The organism is Winogradskyella ludwigii (genome assembly GCF_013403985.1).
GTDB classification, from domain to species: Bacteria; Bacteroidota; Bacteroidia; order Flavobacteriales; family Flavobacteriaceae; genus Winogradskyella; species Winogradskyella ludwigii.
In genome coordinates, this window is the sequence record NZ_JABFDF010000001.1 from 267386 (window position 1) to 284435 (window position 17050).

Consider the following 17050-nt stretch of genomic DNA (forward strand, 5'->3'; position numbering starts at 1 on the left):
ATGAGAGTTTTATTGGTTGGAGAATACAATAGGTCACATAGATATTTAAAAGAAGGGTTGCAAAACTTAGGACATGAAGCAATTGTTGTTGGCATGTGTGATGGTTTCAAAAAAGTTGATGTTGACATAGAAATAAATCAAAAATTTAGAACAGGACCATTACAAAAAGTGAGATCTTTAATGATACGTTTGTTTAAAATAGATTTACATTTTATTCACGTAAAGAAGCAACTACTAAAGCATAAAACGCAACTAGAACACTATGATGTTGTTCAATTTATAAATGAATCTTCATTTCTCTGTTCTGCTAAAGATGAACAAAAAGTATTCGATTTAATAACCAGCTGGAACAAGAAAGTATTTATTCTATCATGCGGCACAGACTATCCGAGTGTTAAATTCTCATTTGACAAAAAATTCAGATACTCCATACATACCCCTTATTTTGAAGGCCGCGTAAAATCTACAGATTTCGCGTTAGGTTTAAAATATATTACTCCCGAATTTGTAAAATTACATCATCATATTTACAATAAAATTGAAGGTGTTATCAGCTCTGACCTTGATTATTACATTCCTTTACAAAACCATAAAAAACATTTAGGAATGATTCCTCATGTTATAAATGTAGATAGCATACCTTATCAAGAATCTAATATAGAAGGAAAAATAACTATTTTTCATGGCATAAACAGAGCAAACTATTATAAAAAAGGTAATGACATTTTTGATGCTGCATTAGATATCATTGAAACTAAATACAAATCAGAAGTTACTATAATTAAAGTCGAAAACTTACCTTATACAGAATATATTAAAGCTTTTGACACTGCTCATATCCTATTAGATCAAGTCTATGCTTATGACCAAGGCTATAATGCTTTAGAAGCTATGGCAAAAGGAAAAGTAGTGTTTACGGGAGCCGAACAAGAATGGGAAGACTACTATAATGTAGCTCCAGATACTATTGTTATAAATGCATTACCCGATGCAAAAGAGATTGCCTCAAAATTAGAATGGCTAATTGAAAATCCGGAGAAAATAATTGAAATATCTAAGAATGCACGTCAATTTGTAAAAACGCATCACAACCATATTGATAGTGCAAAATCATTTTTAGAAAAATGGTCTTAATATTTTTGTTTCGGAAAACGAAGTTCTAAAGAAACTCTTGTAATATCTTCATTTTCGTTTACGGCAGCACCATGAATTAAAAAAGGAGAAAATAATAAGGCTTCACTTTCCTTAGGGTTTGGTCTTGTCATCTTAATGACTCCCGATTTTGTCTCTAAAATACAAGGTACATAATAGACATTTCCGTTAATTTTTGCTCCTTTACTTTCTGTTCTTAAAATTTCGTTTTCTGGTATTAAATGGCTTTTTGCTACAACAGGTAAAGACGATTTTTCATTGCAACCTGCAATAGGTAACCAAACATTAATAATGTCTTCCCAATAACTTAAATAACCATCTCTGTGTGGTGGATTTATATCTAAAGACTTTGGCCTGCTTATCCGTATTTGAATATGTGATTTTTTAAGCTCTTCTACATAAGATGTCAATTTGTAACCCAAAATATCACCGAAACGTTTTGCTAATAAATCGATATCAAAATCAAAATCTGAAGTTTCAAGATTACGAGTTATAGAAATCACTTGGTTATGAAGCGCATCAGTCTTCACATATTTATGATAATCTTTTAATTGAAATGTATTATGATCTACAGCTATATTATTAGTCTCTAAAGCATCAACTATAATATTTTTTACAGATTCTTGAAGCTTTAAAAAGTCTTGATTTTCAAATGCTTCAACGATATTAAACCCCTCATTTTCCCACGTCATTTTAGACAAAACATTATCTTCCGTTGGATAAAGCAATTCTGGTTTCCCCCAAAAAAAATCACCTTCAACCTTAAATTCAAAAGGTTTATTATCTATAAATAATTTACATGTTTTATCCATCGATGGAATTGTTTTTTTGATTATTAAAATAATTTCTTATCACAAAAAAGACCATTACAAAGTAAATAATATACCTCACAAAATGCGCAATTACAATACCTTCCGTCCCATAATATTGAATAAAAAATTTAGAGAGCACGAAAAACAAGGCTAGAGAAACGATTTCTGTAATCACAAAACTTTTAACCAACCGTTTGGCTAAAAATTGATGCGATAATACTAATGCTCCCAATCTCACGAAATCTCCTAAAAGTTGCCATTTAAACAAGGGTTCCATACCTGTAAAATCTGGATATATAAACATTATAATATAGTCTCTTAAAACATAGACTAACAACATTCCTAAAGCAAAAATTGGCAGAATGGTTTTGTAAATATTGAATACTTCAACCTTAAATTCATGCTTATTATGGATACTTGCAAATTTTGGTAATACGTATAATGTAAATAATCCTGTGGCAAACACCATATAGTTCTTAGAAATAAACGTAACAGCGGTCCAATAACCTGCCTCATTAATATTTATTTCATCAGTGACTAAGGTTCTAATATTTAACTCAATATAATTCAACAAAAAAGTAGAGATAAAAGACATTAACGTAAATGCCAATAACTTATTCTTATAAAGAAGATTAAGATTTAAGGACTTGAATTTTAAATACGTATTCAAGGTTTTTCCAAATACAAAAGCCAAAACTATTAACTGAATCATTGGTGCAAAAGCAATCGCAATAAGCACACCTTTCAATTGAGATGTATACACACCTATAACAACAGCTACAGTGGCTAATAAGTAGCTTATCAATTCAATTTTAGCATAGCGTTTATAATCCGATAAACCACTAACTACAGCATTTACAACACGACCTACACCTATAAACGGCACAATAACCGCCAAAAGCTGAAAAATATAAACATAGTCGTTTGACTGAAAAAGATACTCTGATAAAAATGGCGCTCCAAAAAACAGAACAACACCTGAGCTTACAGAACCTATAATTGCAAAAATAGTAACGGTAGAAAACAGCTTGGAAAGCTCTGGCTGATCGTCTTTAAATTCGGCTACATATTTTACAACACCATTGAATGTACCAAGCGTAGACGTGCTGGTTAGCATAGCTATAACGTTTCTTACTTGTCCAATACTTGCATAACCGGCTTCTCCAACCATAATGGCTAACATACGCTGAATAAAGGCAGAAACAATTAAGCGAATAGTAATAACTACAGCATTGAGCGATGTTATCTTAAGGATTATGTTATTGCTAATAAATTTAGGAAGCTTCACGTTTCTATTTTAATTATTGTCCAAACCTTCTTCGGTTACACCAAACAATGAACTACTAAATAGTAATAATAGTATGCAGAAGTACATAAAATAACTCACACAATGTCCCATTACAGCTCCTTGAAGTCCGAACTCATCAATTAAGTAAATGCTAGACAAATACATGATTACAAATAAAAACACTTCTAAAATAATGAAATGTAGAAACATTTTTTTTGCTAAAAACTGATACGCAATTACCATAGAAAGTAAACGTATAATATCTCCTATTATTTGGTAGCCAAATAAATTTTCTACAGGTCTAAATGCTTCTGTAAATAATATATTTATAAGCACTGACCTACTGAAAAAAATAATAAGTAGCATTACCAAAAAGGTAGGTATAATACTTTTATAGATATTAACTACTTCTTTTCTAAATTCTTGTTTGGAATTAATTTCAGAAAACCGAGGTAAAACATATAATGCCATTAACGAATTAAAAAACATTAAATAATAATCTGAAATACGCGTCATTGCCGTCCAATAACCTGCTGCCTTAATTCCTAATTCATCCGAAATATAATTCCGTATAGTAATCATTACAATAGGTAAGGCAATTGCGCTAACCAATGCCATAATCATAAAAGGACTCAATTTGTTTAACACCGTAAAACTCACTTGTGTGATTTTAACTGATGCTATTAAATTTTTTCTAAAAGCAATACCAACAATAGTGATTAGTAAATTAAGTGCTGGCATAATAACTATAGCTGTTAATGCTCCGTCAATATTTTCTTGGTATATTAAAATTAATGTTACCATAAGGCCCAAAACCTGAGCAAGCATATTAATAAGAAGCAAATATTTATGCTTAGAAAACCCATTCATAATGGAAAAAGCAAACATATTTAAAGCATATAATGGCAAAACGATAGCAACCGTTTCTATAATATAAGTGAAGTTGTAATATGGTGAAAAAATAATATTATTTATAGCCTGTGCGTTGTAATAACATAAAAAGGCTAAACATGTAGACGTAAAAAAGCCAAAATAAAATACGGTAGATAAAGTCTCTGCAAGTTTAACTGCATCATTTTTAGATTGACTTATAAATTTAACTACACCTTTGTAAAGTCCGGAAATAGATAAAGACTGCAATGCGCTCAGAAAATTTCTTAAATTACCTACAAGTGCCATTCCGTATGGACCTATATAAACGGCAATAAATTTTGAAATTAAAATACCAGCTATAATCTTTAAGCTAATACTAGTCATATTTAGCCTAGCCGCTTTTACTAAAACTTCATTATTTATATAATTAATAAACTTTTTCAATTAGTAGGTGTTTAAAACGTCTATAACGGTTTGAATGTCTTCACCTCTCATTACAGGACTCATTGGTAAACTTATAATTCTTTTATGAATCTTCTCAGTAAGTGGAAGATTAAAATGTGAAAATAATTTTAACGCTTCTTGTTGGTGTGGTGGAATTGGATAATGGATTAACCATTCAATTTCATTACGATCTAAAAAAGCACTAAAGTGATCTCTATCATCAACCTCAATTACAAACGCATGAAACACATGATTTTTTGAACCATCGTAAAAAGGTAATTTCAATTTTGAATTATTTATACCTTCTAAATATTTTTTAGCAACAGATCGTCGTGCTGCATTATCAGCATCTAATACTTTTAATTTTACACTTAAAAATGCCGCTTGCATATCATCTAAGCGACTATTAAAACCAATAATTTTATTCGTATACTTTTTATGACTTCCGTAATTACGTAATAATTTTAACACCTCCAAAAGTTGCGCATCGTTTGTTGTAACTGCACCACCATCTCCAAGTGCACCTAAGTTTTTGGTAGGATAGAAACTAAAAGCTGCTGCTTGAGACAGGCTACCTGCTTTTCCTAGATTGCATCTAGCACCATGCGCCTGTGCTGCATCTTCAATTAAAAGTAAATTAAAATCTTTTGCTATTTTCTGAAAACTTTCTACATCTGTAAGTTGTCCGTACAAATGCACCATAATTAGAGCTTTAGCATCAACGAATATTGACTTATCTGTGGAGACAGAGATATTATAGGTATCGGAATTAGGTTCTACAAGAACAGGAATTAATTCTGCATGCAAAACGGATAGCACTGTAGCAATAAATGTATTACCAGGCACAATAACCTTATCTCCTTTTTTTAATTTTCCTAAAGCTATATAACCTTTTAAAATTAGAGTAAGTGCATCTAAGCCATTCGCTGTACCAACACAAAATTTGGTACCACAATAAGCTGCAAATTCATTTTCGAAATTAGATACATTGTTACCTAAAATAAAATACGAGTCGTCTAGCGATTTACTAAAGGATGCCTGAAATTCGGCACGAAAACGGTTATTTATTTTGTGTAGGTCTAAGAATTTAATCATAATTTTAATTTCGAGAAATTTGGAGATTTCTTTGTCATATTCCTACATTAAACTATAAACACACTTTAGATTTACTTGAACAAACAAATTATATTTTAAAAGTAAAATTAGTCTCCGAAATATAAAACAACAATTGGTTAAATTAAAACTTATAGTATACGGATTTTAAGAACTCTATTGAGAATAACATCAAAGAATTGAAAAAAAAACGACAAAACAATTAAGTTTTAGGAATCTCTAAAGTTTTATAACAATCTGTTTTTAAAACAAATGTATTAGCAGTATGACTTCTTGCACCACAACTTTCTTTCCAAAAAATAAGACCTTCATTAATTTTTGTTCCGTTAGCTTCACTAGAAATATTAAAATCAAAATAGCGTTTATCATCACACATTTTGTTGATTATAAAATCATAAGCAAGATCAAGACTTCCATGCGTGTTTTTATCTAAATTACCTGAGACATATTGAGGATGTATTGTTGTTTCTGTTAAAAACACCGTTGTTCCTGCAACTACTTTTCCGTCTTTATAGATATTTACTTGTTTAATATTGTTTGGAAAACGTGATGCTAATAATTCTATTTCCTCTAATGAATGCACGGGTTTAACACCATGTTTATTCTCTAAATTAGGAATTAAAACGTCAGACCAAAAATCTTTAAAATTAGTATCTAACTTTAATACAACATTAGAACGTAAAGCTTTATTAATGCCTTCCCTTCTATTTTTCTGAAAGCGTAGTTTATGCGAATAATCAATAATCATTAACACCTCTTTTTTTAACAACTGCGCATTTGCTTTGTATAAAAAGTAATCTAATTCATCTGCTGGCATCTTGTTATAAAATGTAGGAATAACCTTTATTTCTAGTTGTATTAAACCTTCAGCATGATAAAAAGCAAGCATAGCTTTGAAAGCCTCAAAAGCATAATAAAATTTTGATTGATCTTGAAGCACAAAGCTTCCGTATGTTAATCCTTGGTGAGAGATTACTTTATCTCCAACAACATTTGCAGGTAGTAATGCGTATAGCTGATCCCCTTTATATACCATTACTGAGCAATCTTTGAACCGATCATTGTGATAGTCCATAAAATCACGCTGAAACAAGAATGTGGCATTCTTAGACGTTTTTACAAACGCATCCCATTCCGATTGTAAGTTAGGTTGATATTTTTTTACTTTGAAAATGATATTTACTTTTTAGTTATAGACCAAAGTAAATAAAAAACTAATAGTTAAGTTTATTTATTACAGAGAATTCTATAAAAGAAAGGAAAACAATACAAATTGGCAACACCTTAAAAATGAACATCTATTTACAAAACAAAAAAAAGAGAAACACTTTTCAGTGTTTCTCTTTTAATAATACTTATGAAATAAACGTTTCTCTAAAACTTGTTACGTTTACGATCTGTCTCTTTTAAGTAGATTTTACGTAATCTTAAGTGATTTGGTGTAACTTCTACATACTCATCTTTCTGAATGTATTCTAAAGCTTCTTCTAAAGAGAATTTAATTGCCGGAACAATCTTAGCTTTATCATCTGCACCAGAACTACGTACATTACTTTGCTTTTTAGCTTTTGTAATATTTACAGCCATATCATCTTGACGAGAGTTCTCACCAATAACTTGACCTTCGTAAATATTTTCTCCTGGCTCAACGAAAAACTTACCTCTATCTTGTAATTTATCAATTGAATAAGGAATTGCAGTTCCATTTTCCATAGATATTAAAGATCCAGAAATACGTCCAGGAATTTCACCTTTAAGAGGCTGGTATTCTTTAAAACGGTGTGCCATAATAGCTTCTCCAGCAGTTGCTGTTAGTAATTGGTTACGTAAACCAATAATACCACGAGAAGGAATCATAAACTCACAAATCATACGCTCACCTTTAGTAACCATACTTAATAACTCACCTTTACGTTTCGTTACAAACTCTACAGCTTTACCAGAAACCGTTTCAGGTAAATCAATTGTTAATTCTTCAATTGGTTCACATTTAACACCATCAATTTCTCTGATAATTACTTGTGGTTGTCCAATTTGTAATTCATATCCTTCACGACGCATCGTTTCAATTAAAACCGATAAGTGTAATACACCACGACCAAAAACCATAAACTTATCTGCTGTGGCTGTTTCGCCCAATCGCATTGCTAAGTTTTTCTCTAATTCTTTTTCTAAACGATCTTTAATGTGACGAGATGTTACAAATTTCCCGTCTTTACCAAAGAAAGGAGAATCGTTAATAGTGAATAACATGCTCATTGTAGGCTCATCAATTGCAATTGACTTTAAACCTTCAGGGTTTTCAATATCTGAAACTGTATCTCCAATTTCAAAACCTTCAACACCTACAAGCGCACATATATCTCCAGTTTGTACGCTCTTTACTCTTTTACGGCCTAGACCTTCAAAAATAAAGACTTCTTTAATTCTACTTTTTGTAATCGTTCCGTCTCTTTTTACTAAAGCGATTTGCTGTCCTTCTACTATAGTTCCTCTTTGAACTCTACCAATTGCAATACGACCAGTAAAAGAAGAGAAATCTAAAGATGTAATTAACATTTGAGTTGTTCCTTCTTCAAATACAGGAGTTGGTACATGCTCAATAACCATATCTAATAAAGGCTCAACATTTTCAGTTTCATTTCTCCAATCATCACTCATCCAGTTGTTCTTTGCAGAACCATAAACCGTTGGAAAATCTAACTGCCATTCTTCAGCACCTAGTTCAAACATTAGATCGAAAACTTTTTCATGTACTTCATCAGGAGTACAGTTTTCTTTATCTACTTTGTTTACAACCACACAAGGCTTTAAACCTAAGTCAATCGCTTTTTGTAATACAAAACGCGTTTGTGGCATAGGACCTTCAAAGGCATCTACTAATAGCACAACACCATCTGCCATATTTAATACACGCTCTACTTCACCACCAAAATCGGCGTGACCAGGAGTATCAATGATATTAATCTTAGTATCTTTATATACTACAGAAACGTTTTTAGAAGTAATTGTAATACCTCTTTCACGTTCTAAATCGTTGTTATCTAGAATTAAGTCACCTGTGTTTTCGTTATCACGAAACAATTGACAGTGATACATGATTTTATCAACCAACGTAGTTTTTCCGTGATCGACGTGTGCAATAATTGCAATGTTTTTAATATTAGCCATAATTGTGCCTTATTTTAAGCGTGCAAAGGTACATCTTATTCTACTCAATTCGTTAATTATATGTTATAATTTCATTATTACGCAATTTCACAATGTATCTTTCGTTTGATAATTGATGAATTATGTAAAGTTTTCCCTAAAAAATAGACTACTAAATAGGCTTTCATAAAATAATCAAAACAGATTAATCTGATCCCTAAAATATTAAAACAGATGGCTACCCTTAGTAAATACACAAGGTTTATTCCTTATTTTTATTTTTTATCAGTAATTATATATTGGTTTACAGAAATTAACCAAAGTAACGGCATCTCTGCATATCCTATTTTATTATTTGGTATTCCTTTTTTATGGCAATTAATTAAACCTACACGAAAATTAAATTTTTCATTAGGTATCATTTTTGTTTGCTTATCATCATATCTCATATTTGCTTACTTATTTGATTTATTAAACATTATACAATGGACAGAAGCTTCTAAAAAGTTGTTATTCTATGGTGGCCTTTTAGTTATTGGAAATTTTGTAATGTCTTTATGGATTGTTCGTAATAGTATAAAAAAGGTATTTTAAAAAATAGCGAATTTGAAACTTTGCAATTAAATATCAAATAAACATAGTTTCAACTAAGCATTCATAATTGTATCTTTGTTGCCTAACAATTTAAGTATATAGCTTTGATTACAATTCCAAAATTAAAACATACCGATTCAAATAACTTCTTTTTACTTTGTGGCCCTTGTGCTATTGAAGGCGAAGACATGGCAATGCGTATTGCAGAAAAAGTTATAAAAATCACTGATAAACTTGAAATCCCTTACGTTTTTAAAGGCAGTTTCAAAAAAGCAAACCGAAGTAGAATCGATAGTTTTACAGGTATTGGAAATGAAAAAGCCTTAAAAATTCTCAGAAAGGTTTCTGAAACTTTTGATGTACCAACTGTAACAGATATTCACGAAGCATCTGACGCGGCGCTTGCTGCAGAGTATGTAGATGTATTACAGATTCCTGCATTCTTAGTGAGACAAACAGATTTAGTTATTGCTGCAGCTCAAACTGGCAAAGTAGTGAATCTAAAGAAGGGACAATTTATGAGTCCGGAAGCCATGAAACATGCCGTACAAAAAGTGAGAGATGCTGGTAATGAGCGAGCTTGGATTACAGATAGAGGTACCATGTTTGGGTATCAAGATATGATTGTAGATTTTAGAGGCATCCCAACCATGCGCGAATATGCACCAACAGTTTTAGACGTAACGCACTCTTTACAACAGCCTAACCAAAGTACTGGTGTTACGGGAGGACGACCAGACATGATTGAAACTATTGCTAGAGCTGGAATTGTAAATAACGTTGATGGTTTATTTATTGAAACTCATTTTGATCCTGCAAATGCAAAAAGTGATGGTGCTAATATGTTGCATTTAGATAACCTAGAAGGTTTATTAACTAATTTGGTCGCTATTCGAAAAACGATCAATTCATTATAATATTATTTTATAAACTATTGTAAGTACATTGAAAGACTCACGTCTATTTATTTCCATTACGGACATTTCTTATGAACTACTTTAACAGAATCCTATGTATTGGATTCACTATTTTGTGCACAATTGCACACGGCCAAACAGAACAAACACTAAAATACACAGCTTCCAACAAAGGTAAATTTTTTGTGAGTTGGGGAGGAAATAGAGGTGCGTATTCTAAATCAGATATCCGTTTTAAGGGAGATGATTACGATTTTACAATTAGTGATGCCACTGCAAAAGACAAACCTAAAGGTTGGCATATCGATTATGTTAATCCTGCTAGGATGACCATTCCTCAAACCAATGCTAAATTAGGTTATTTTATTTCAGACCATTACACCGTTTCCTTGGGTTTAGACCACATGAAATATGTCATGAATAGAAACAGAGACAGAACTGTAAACGGCTATATTGATTTACCAGAAAGTGATGCTGGAAGTATTTACAATGGTGATTTTAATAACGAAAGCGTATTTATCTCTGAAGATTTATTAAAATTTGAACACACTGACGGTCTCAATTATATCTATACTGAAATTGCGAGGTATGATGATATCTCATCCATATTTGGCATTAATAACACGGATATATTCCAAGTGAACCTAACCGAGGGTATTGGTGGCGGTTTCTTATTTCCTAAAACGAATACAACATTATTACAAAAAGAAAAATACGACCAATTTCATGTCTCAGGTTATGGTTTATCTGCTAATCTCGGATTAAACTTAACCTTCTTCAAGTACTTTTTTGTGCAATTAAATGCAAAAGGTGGTTATATAAATATGAATGATATTAGAACCACAGATAGCACATCTGATCATGCTGAACAAAGTTTTTACTTTTTTCAACGTGTGGTATCTTTCGGTGGCATCTTTAGATTATAAATTATGATACAAATAAGAACGGCAACTTTACACGATATTCCTGAAATCACTACTATTTTTAGAGATACAATTACTAGCATTAACAAGAAGCATTATTCCGAAAAGCAAATTACAGCTTGGGCTTCTGGAGCAGATGATATTGAAGAGTGGGAAAAACGAATTACTAAATTTTATTTTATTGTTGCTGAAGTTGAAAACAATATTCTTGGTGTTGCCTACTTAAAAAACGGCAATTATTTAGAGGGTTTATTTGTACATAAAGATCACCAACGTCAAGGTGTTGGTTCTAAGTTGCTTCGTATTGTTGAATCTCAAGTGATGATGAATGATTTTGAAGTGTTAAAATCTGATGTAAGTAAAACAGCTTTGCCTTTTTTTGATAACAAATATTTTGAAGTATTAAAAAAACAGAAGAAGAGTATCAAAGGAGTTTCTTTTGATAATTATTTAGTTGAAAAGATCTTTTAAACTTTCTTACAAAGGCAGTATAACTATTACTTCACAAAAGCCTTCACACCTGCTTTTATCTCTAAGTCAACATAATTTTCTCGTGGTACAATTGGACATGAAAATTTTTCATTGTAAGCACAATACGGATTGTACGCGGAATTAAAATCTAACACTAAGCTATTACCTTCAGGAATATTTAAATCTATATAGCGTCCTCCTCCGTAAGTTGAAGAACCATTTGTATGATCTAAAAAAGGCAGAAACAAATAGTCTTCAAAACCTTCTTTTTTCATAAGTTTCTCACCCTGATAAACATTCAATTGAAAAGACTTGCCTTCTAATTCAAATGATAAAATACCATAAACCCGTTCTTTAGACAAACGGTCTGTGGTTGTTTTCATATCAAACCAATCTGTACTCGCAGTTCGTTTTAAAATCGCAGTTACCACAAATGCAGAATCATAAGCAAAAAAATCTAAACCTTTAAATGTTTTCAAATCCTTAGATTTTAAAGGCGACTTTGAAGCATCCTTAAATTCTGAATTCATTTTTTCTTGAAAAGGCGTTTCAACTAAAATCTGTTTTTCACTTTCTCCACAACTCAGAAAAGATCCTAGAATAAGTAAGGCAATTAAAATTCTCATTTTTAAATTTTGAATATCAAAAATACAACATATCCAATTTTATTTCAATTATCACGAAGTAAAATAATGCAACAGCCTCTATAATTTATAAAGAACGATTTAGAGACATATATCTATAGTAACTATACTTACATACAATATAACAATATTCAGAAGCCCAACTTTAATATCTTAGGTTTTATATTTATAATCTCAACTACAAATCAGTATGCAAATAAGATGAATCTCATTGTTGTTGTTCCTTATTAGCGTTATTATTAAAGTATATCAAAATGAATTTAAATCAAATCACTATAGCATCTGCAGATGTTGCAAAATCAACTGTGTTTTATAAAACATTAGGTTTAAATTTAATTGTAGATGCTTCACCACGTTATGTTAGATTTGAATGTCCTGATGATGATGCTACATTTTCAATTCATAAGACTAAAGAATTACCCACTGTTAAAAGCACAACTTTATATTTTGAAGTTGAAAATCTTTCTGAAACAGTTTCTAATCTTCAACAAAAAGGTATTATTTTTAATTCTCAAATTATAGAACAACCTTGGCTTTGGTGCGAAGCGCATTTAAACGATCCTGATGGTAATCCAATTATTATTTATCACGCAGGAAAAAACAGAAAAAGTCCGCCTTGGCGCATAAATTAAAACCGTAAAATGAATACAAAATATAAAGACGTTATAATTATAGGAGCAGGACCAATTGGGATTGCTTGTGCCTTAGAATGTAAAAAAAGAAATTGGGATTATACCGTTATTGAAAAAGGGGCTTTAACTAATTCCGTATTTAATTACCCTTTAAATATGACATTTTTTTCAACATCTGATAAAATAGAAATTGACAACATTCCTTTTATTAGTAACAACCCTAAGCCAACCAGAAATGAAGCCTTAGAATATTACAGACGTGTTACAACAGCCAACCAATTAAACATTAATTTATTTGAAGACGTACAAACCATTGAAAAAACAGTTGATGGATTTAATGTAACATCAGACAAAGCAAGATATCAAACTAAAAAAGTAATCATTGCAACCGGGTTTTATGACATTCCTAATTTATTAAATATTCCTGGTGAAGACTTACCAAAAGTGCAACATTACTATAAAGAAGCACATCCTTTTACGTTGCAAAACATTGCTATTGTAGGTGCAAGTAATTCGTCTGTAGATGCAGCCTTAGAAATTTACAGAAAAGGTGGTAATGTTACTATGATTGTAAGAAAAGAAGCCATCGGAGAACGTGTAAAATATTGGGTAAGACCAGATATTATAAATAGAATTGAAGAAGGTAGTATTAAAGCGTATTTCAATTCTGAGATCACAGAAATTAAGCCCAATGAGATTATAGTTAAAACACCAAATGGAACTATAAATCTGCCTAACGATTTTGTAATTGCACTTACAGGATACCGACCAAATCTTAAATTTTTGACTAAAGCTGGAATTAAATTTTCAAAAGACGGAAAACAAATTCCTATTTATAATAGTGACACCATGGAATCTAATGTTAAGGGTATCTATTTGGCTGGCGTAATTTGTGGTGGTTTAGAAACGCATAAATGGTTTATAGAAAATTCTAGAATCCATGCTAAAATGATTGCAAATGATATTGAAAAAAGTATCAGCTAATTACTTTACAGGTTTTACCTCACTGTATTTAATAACATGAGAAAGTACAATTTGTGTTTTTGTTTCACCAAAAATAATGAGCTGATCGATAAAGGCCTCAAGATGTCTTTGGTTTTTTAAAACCACTTCCATAACTATGTTTTCATTACCTGTAATTCTATAGCAATTTACAACCTCATCATAGCTTTTTACTTTTTCTAAAAAGGGTTTTAGCATTCCCATAAAAGCGCGTAATGTAATTAATGCTTTAAACTGATAACCAACTTCTAAAGGCGATACAAAAGTGGTATAACCTTGTATAATTTCAGCATCTTCTAACTTCTTTATGCGTTCTGAAACTGCTGGAGATGTAATCCCTACTCGTCTACCAATCTCTGCATTAGACATGCGTGCATTTTGCTGAAGACACTTTAAAATCTTCCAATTTAACTCGTCAATAAACATATTAAATAATTTAACTATAAAAAACACAAATACTAAAGCAAATATACAATAACACTTTAATTATTAAAGTTAGCTTTGAAAATTAGTCCTTAATTTCGTATTCACTGCTATTGAAATTATGAGTTATAACCTACCATCGCATTTTTCTGATTTGCCTATTTACCAAAAGGCAATGGATATTATTGTGCTTTCTCGAAGTATTTCAACCTATCTCAATCAAGATCTATCCTATTTAAATCCAGATGGTTCAGAGGATCAGAATATTTATTTCACTGGTGATATAGTACAACAATCCACAAATTTGGCTCCTCAAATTATTAATGCGGAGCAAGAACGTTGTTCTGATAAAAAAAGTAAACATTTAGAAAGTTTAGACCGGTTAACAACGCGTTTATACAGCAATTGCAGACGACTAGAAAAATCGAATAGTAATGGCAAAGATTACTTGCCAATTCTTAGAGGTGAATTAAAAAAGTTTAGAAAACTACAACGTCACTGGATGATGACTTTATAACGTTAGTGATCAAAAAAATAATAAAAGAACTTATATAGTTAGCCTTTAATTAAATGTGCATTACTCATAAAGGAGTTTTGATAATTCTGTATTTTAGAATTCATAGTATCTGATGTAATTACAAATTGACATTTGTTAATACTTTCAGACAATCTTAAAATATGGTTATAGCCGTTACTTCGTGCTAGATAATCTGCTTCTTCTATCGCAAAGAATTGCACTTCTCCTAAGTGAATTCCATTTAAAAAATAAAGTTTACTTAATCGTGCTGGAGAGGCAATAACAATATCTTGTCCGAAATAAACTTCTGTTTTTTGTTTCTCAATATCATACTCGTCATAAAGTGCATAAACTCTTAGATCTGTATTTTTAGTAAAACGTTCAAACTCTTCCTTTAACGCCAACGCATCTTCTTTATCTTTTACAACAATAACAGCTCTTGGAGAATCCTCAACGGCTTCAGCTTTTAATTTATGAATTGTAGCAATAATTAACGCTGTGGTTTTTCCGCTTCCTTTTGGTGCAATGATATAAGCACTTGAACCTCCTTTTAAAGTTGGAAGCACTTTTTTCTGCAATGGATTTGAAGTTTCAAATCCTGCGTTTTCTAAGGATTCTTTTAATAAAGGGTGTAATTTTTTGAAAGACATCTTACTGATTATAAAAATAGCTGGATTAACAATATAGCTATAGAAGTTTCAAAGATACTACTAATGACAAACTTTACAGTCCGCTTTGTCTTGTATTTCTCCAACTAAGTGGCCTTCGTCATTCATTTTAAAACCACAACAGTCCATAAAACCTTGTGCTATCTGTTTTCTAGCACGTTGAATTTGAGATTTTACCGTTGGTAAGGACAACTGTAATTGATTAGCAACCTCTTGTTGTTTTAAGCCTTTTATGTCAGATAAAAATAAAGGATCTCTATATTTTTTAGGCAAGCTTTTTATGATACCTCTTAGGCAATCTTGTTCAGAATGTTGTTTGGGTTCTGGTTCAGATTCTATTTCTAAATCTTCAACCGGAATTTCTTTTTTATTCATTCTGAAATAATCCAAAATTGTATAACGAGCAATAGAAAACAGCCATGGTTTCAACTTGTCTTCATCTTTTAAGCTATGTAACTTTGTGTGTACTTTTATAAAAGTATCTTGTAGAATATCTTCAGTAACGTCAGTATCCTTGACTTTACTTAAAATAAAGTGTTTTACATCCTCAGCATAAATTCCCCAAACATCTTTTGTCGTCATACTCTAATTTAATTAAAATTAGTTCGGATACAAAACTTCATATCCGAACTAACATTAAATTAACAATTACAATTTGTACAAGTACAATTATCACATGTACAGTTTTTACAATTTCCTTTTGAGCAACCTTCACAGTTGCAAGTACATTCTTTATTTTTCATGATCTATGATTTTTAAGTTCATATAATAGACGAGAAAGGTTTCAAAAAGATGCAAAAAGATGTGATTATTTTTTCAAATTGAATTATTCCACCAAAATAATGGCTTCATGAGATATAGGAAAATTACAAGAGTTGGCTATAAAACAAAGTTCATTTGCTTTTTGATGTAAGCTTAAAGCCAGTTCCTTTTTAGTTTCATCTCTTATAGTGACTACTGGTTTTAATCTTACGGTTTTAAAACTCCCCTTTCCTGAAGATTCTACATCTAAATCACCTTCAGATTGATCTGTATAATTTAATACTTCAATTTTATGTTGTGCACAAACGTATAAATAAGACATCATGTGGCACGATGTTAAAGCAGATAACAATAAGTCTTCTGGGTTATATAATCTATCATCTCCTCTAAAGGTTTTTGCTGCAGAAACTTGTAATGGCGAAACTTTATTTGCTATTACAACTTCATGATTTCTACTAAACGTCCTTGGATTTTGTGTGCTTTCACCTTCATTAATATCCCAGTTAACAGTAGCTTTAAATGTGTGCTTGATGGACATGTTATTTTATTTATTGATGTAAAAAAGCGTTTCAAAATGAAACGCTTTTTTGTTTTATTTGTCGAGATCCCAAAACTAATTTGGGATAAGCGATTCGCACACTTTTCGAAAAAACGAAAAGAAGCTC

19 protein-coding genes are annotated in these 17050 nt (G+C 31.1%); 8 read left to right on the forward strand and 11 right to left on the reverse strand.

Going from position 1 to position 17050, the window contains the following annotated elements:
• Nucleotides 1–1134 carry a glycosyltransferase gene (locus HM981_RS01100; RefSeq protein ID WP_179336739.1) on the forward strand — a complete coding sequence of 378 codons (1134 nt, stop codon included), beginning with the start codon at nucleotides 1–3 and terminating at the stop codon, nucleotides 1132–1134.
• Here the strand turns inward: HM981_RS01100 and HM981_RS01105 are convergent.
• The 6 genes from HM981_RS01105 to typA all read right to left on the reverse strand — a co-directional run bounded on the left by HM981_RS01105 (nucleotide 1131) and on the right by typA (nucleotide 8853).
• Nucleotides 1131–1964 carry a phytanoyl-CoA dioxygenase family protein gene (locus HM981_RS01105; protein WP_179336740.1) on the reverse strand — a complete coding sequence of 278 codons (834 nt, stop codon included), beginning with the start codon at nucleotides 1962–1964 and terminating at the stop codon, nucleotides 1131–1133. The two genes, HM981_RS01100 and HM981_RS01105, sit on opposite strands and share 4 nt — an antisense overlap.
• The gene (locus HM981_RS01110) at nucleotides 1957–3252 is read right to left on the reverse strand and encodes an O-antigen translocase (protein WP_179336741.1); all 1296 of its coding nucleotides are present in this window, start codon (nucleotides 3250–3252) and stop codon (nucleotides 1957–1959) included. Before HM981_RS01110 ends, HM981_RS01105 begins: the two co-directional genes overlap by 8 nt.
• A gap of 9 nt (nucleotides 3253–3261) precedes the next feature.
• Nucleotides 3262–4569 (reverse strand): O-antigen translocase, encoded by a 1308-nt coding sequence (locus tag HM981_RS01115; protein ID WP_179336742.1) that lies wholly within the window; start codon nucleotides 4567–4569, stop codon nucleotides 3262–3264.
• Nucleotides 4570–5664, reverse strand: coding sequence for a DegT/DnrJ/EryC1/StrS family aminotransferase (locus HM981_RS01120; protein ID WP_179336743.1), 1095 nt, complete (start codon nucleotides 5662–5664; stop codon nucleotides 4570–4572).
• 220 nt (nucleotides 5665–5884) lie between these two features.
• Nucleotides 5885–6757, reverse strand: a complete 873-nt coding sequence (locus tag HM981_RS01125; protein ID WP_179336744.1) for a GNAT family N-acetyltransferase — start codon at nucleotides 6755–6757, stop codon at nucleotides 5885–5887.
• 299 nt (nucleotides 6758–7056) lie between these two features.
• Nucleotides 7057–8853: a translational GTPase TypA gene (typA, locus tag HM981_RS01130; RefSeq protein WP_179336745.1), complete on the reverse strand. Its 1797-nt coding sequence runs from the start codon at nucleotides 8851–8853 to the stop codon at nucleotides 7057–7059.
• Between the two features lie 213 nt (nucleotides 8854–9066).
• On the opposite strand from typA, the gene HM981_RS01135 reads away from it, so the two are divergent.
• The 4 genes from HM981_RS01135 (at nucleotide 9067) to HM981_RS01150 (ending at nucleotide 11737) form a co-directional block, all read left to right on the forward strand.
• Nucleotides 9067–9426, forward strand: coding sequence for a hypothetical protein (locus HM981_RS01135; protein ID WP_179336746.1), 360 nt, complete (start codon nucleotides 9067–9069; stop codon nucleotides 9424–9426).
• Between the two features lie 98 nt (nucleotides 9427–9524).
• Nucleotides 9525–10343: a 3-deoxy-8-phosphooctulonate synthase gene (kdsA, locus tag HM981_RS01140; protein ID WP_179337654.1), complete on the forward strand. Its 819-nt coding sequence runs from the start codon at nucleotides 9525–9527 to the stop codon at nucleotides 10341–10343.
• A gap of 71 nt (nucleotides 10344–10414) precedes the next feature.
• Nucleotides 10415–11269 carry a hypothetical protein gene (locus HM981_RS01145; protein WP_179336747.1) on the forward strand — a complete coding sequence of 285 codons (855 nt, stop codon included), beginning with the start codon at nucleotides 10415–10417 and terminating at the stop codon, nucleotides 11267–11269.
• 3 nt (nucleotides 11270–11272) lie between these two features.
• The gene (locus tag HM981_RS01150; protein ID WP_179336748.1) at nucleotides 11273–11737 is read left to right on the forward strand and encodes a GNAT family N-acetyltransferase; all 465 of its coding nucleotides are present in this window, start codon (nucleotides 11273–11275) and stop codon (nucleotides 11735–11737) included.
• Between the two features lie 26 nt (nucleotides 11738–11763).
• On the opposite strand, the gene HM981_RS01155 is transcribed toward HM981_RS01150, so the two are convergent.
• Nucleotides 11764–12363 (reverse strand): DUF1684 domain-containing protein, encoded by a 600-nt coding sequence (locus HM981_RS01155; protein ID WP_179336749.1) that lies wholly within the window; start codon nucleotides 12361–12363, stop codon nucleotides 11764–11766.
• 272 nt (nucleotides 12364–12635) lie between these two features.
• Between HM981_RS01155 and HM981_RS01160 the strand changes: the two genes are divergently transcribed.
• Nucleotides 12636–13013, forward strand: coding sequence for a VOC family protein (locus HM981_RS01160; RefSeq protein ID WP_179336750.1), 378 nt, complete (start codon nucleotides 12636–12638; stop codon nucleotides 13011–13013).
• A gap of 9 nt (nucleotides 13014–13022) precedes the next feature.
• Nucleotides 13023–13997 (forward strand): YpdA family putative bacillithiol disulfide reductase, encoded by a 975-nt coding sequence (locus HM981_RS01165; protein ID WP_179336751.1) that lies wholly within the window; start codon nucleotides 13023–13025, stop codon nucleotides 13995–13997.
• On the opposite strand, the gene HM981_RS01170 is transcribed toward HM981_RS01165, so the two are convergent.
• Nucleotides 13998–14441 carry an Lrp/AsnC family transcriptional regulator gene (locus HM981_RS01170; RefSeq protein WP_179336752.1) on the reverse strand — a complete coding sequence of 148 codons (444 nt, stop codon included), beginning with the start codon at nucleotides 14439–14441 and terminating at the stop codon, nucleotides 13998–14000. It abuts the gene before it with no gap.
• A 118-nt stretch (nucleotides 14442–14559) separates the two neighbouring features.
• Between HM981_RS01170 and HM981_RS01175 the strand changes: the two genes are divergently transcribed.
• A complete protein-coding gene (locus HM981_RS01175) occupies nucleotides 14560–14955 on the forward strand; it encodes a hypothetical protein (protein ID WP_179336753.1) in 396 nt (131 codons plus the stop codon).
• 38 nt (nucleotides 14956–14993) lie between these two features.
• On the opposite strand, the gene HM981_RS01180 is transcribed toward HM981_RS01175, so the two are convergent.
• The 3 genes from HM981_RS01180 to HM981_RS01190 all read right to left on the reverse strand — a co-directional run bounded on the left by HM981_RS01180 (nucleotide 14994) and on the right by HM981_RS01190 (nucleotide 16923).
• Nucleotides 14994–15605, reverse strand: coding sequence for a DEAD/DEAH box helicase (locus HM981_RS01180; protein ID WP_179336754.1), 612 nt, complete (start codon nucleotides 15603–15605; stop codon nucleotides 14994–14996).
• 60 nt (nucleotides 15606–15665) lie between these two features.
• Nucleotides 15666–16205 (reverse strand): sigma-70 family RNA polymerase sigma factor, encoded by a 540-nt coding sequence (locus tag HM981_RS01185; RefSeq protein WP_179336755.1) that lies wholly within the window; start codon nucleotides 16203–16205, stop codon nucleotides 15666–15668.
• Nucleotides 16206–16449: 244 nt separating this feature from the next.
• Nucleotides 16450–16923 carry an OsmC family protein gene (locus HM981_RS01190; protein ID WP_179336756.1) on the reverse strand — a complete coding sequence of 158 codons (474 nt, stop codon included), beginning with the start codon at nucleotides 16921–16923 and terminating at the stop codon, nucleotides 16450–16452.
• Nucleotides 16924–17050: the final 127 nt, after the last annotated feature.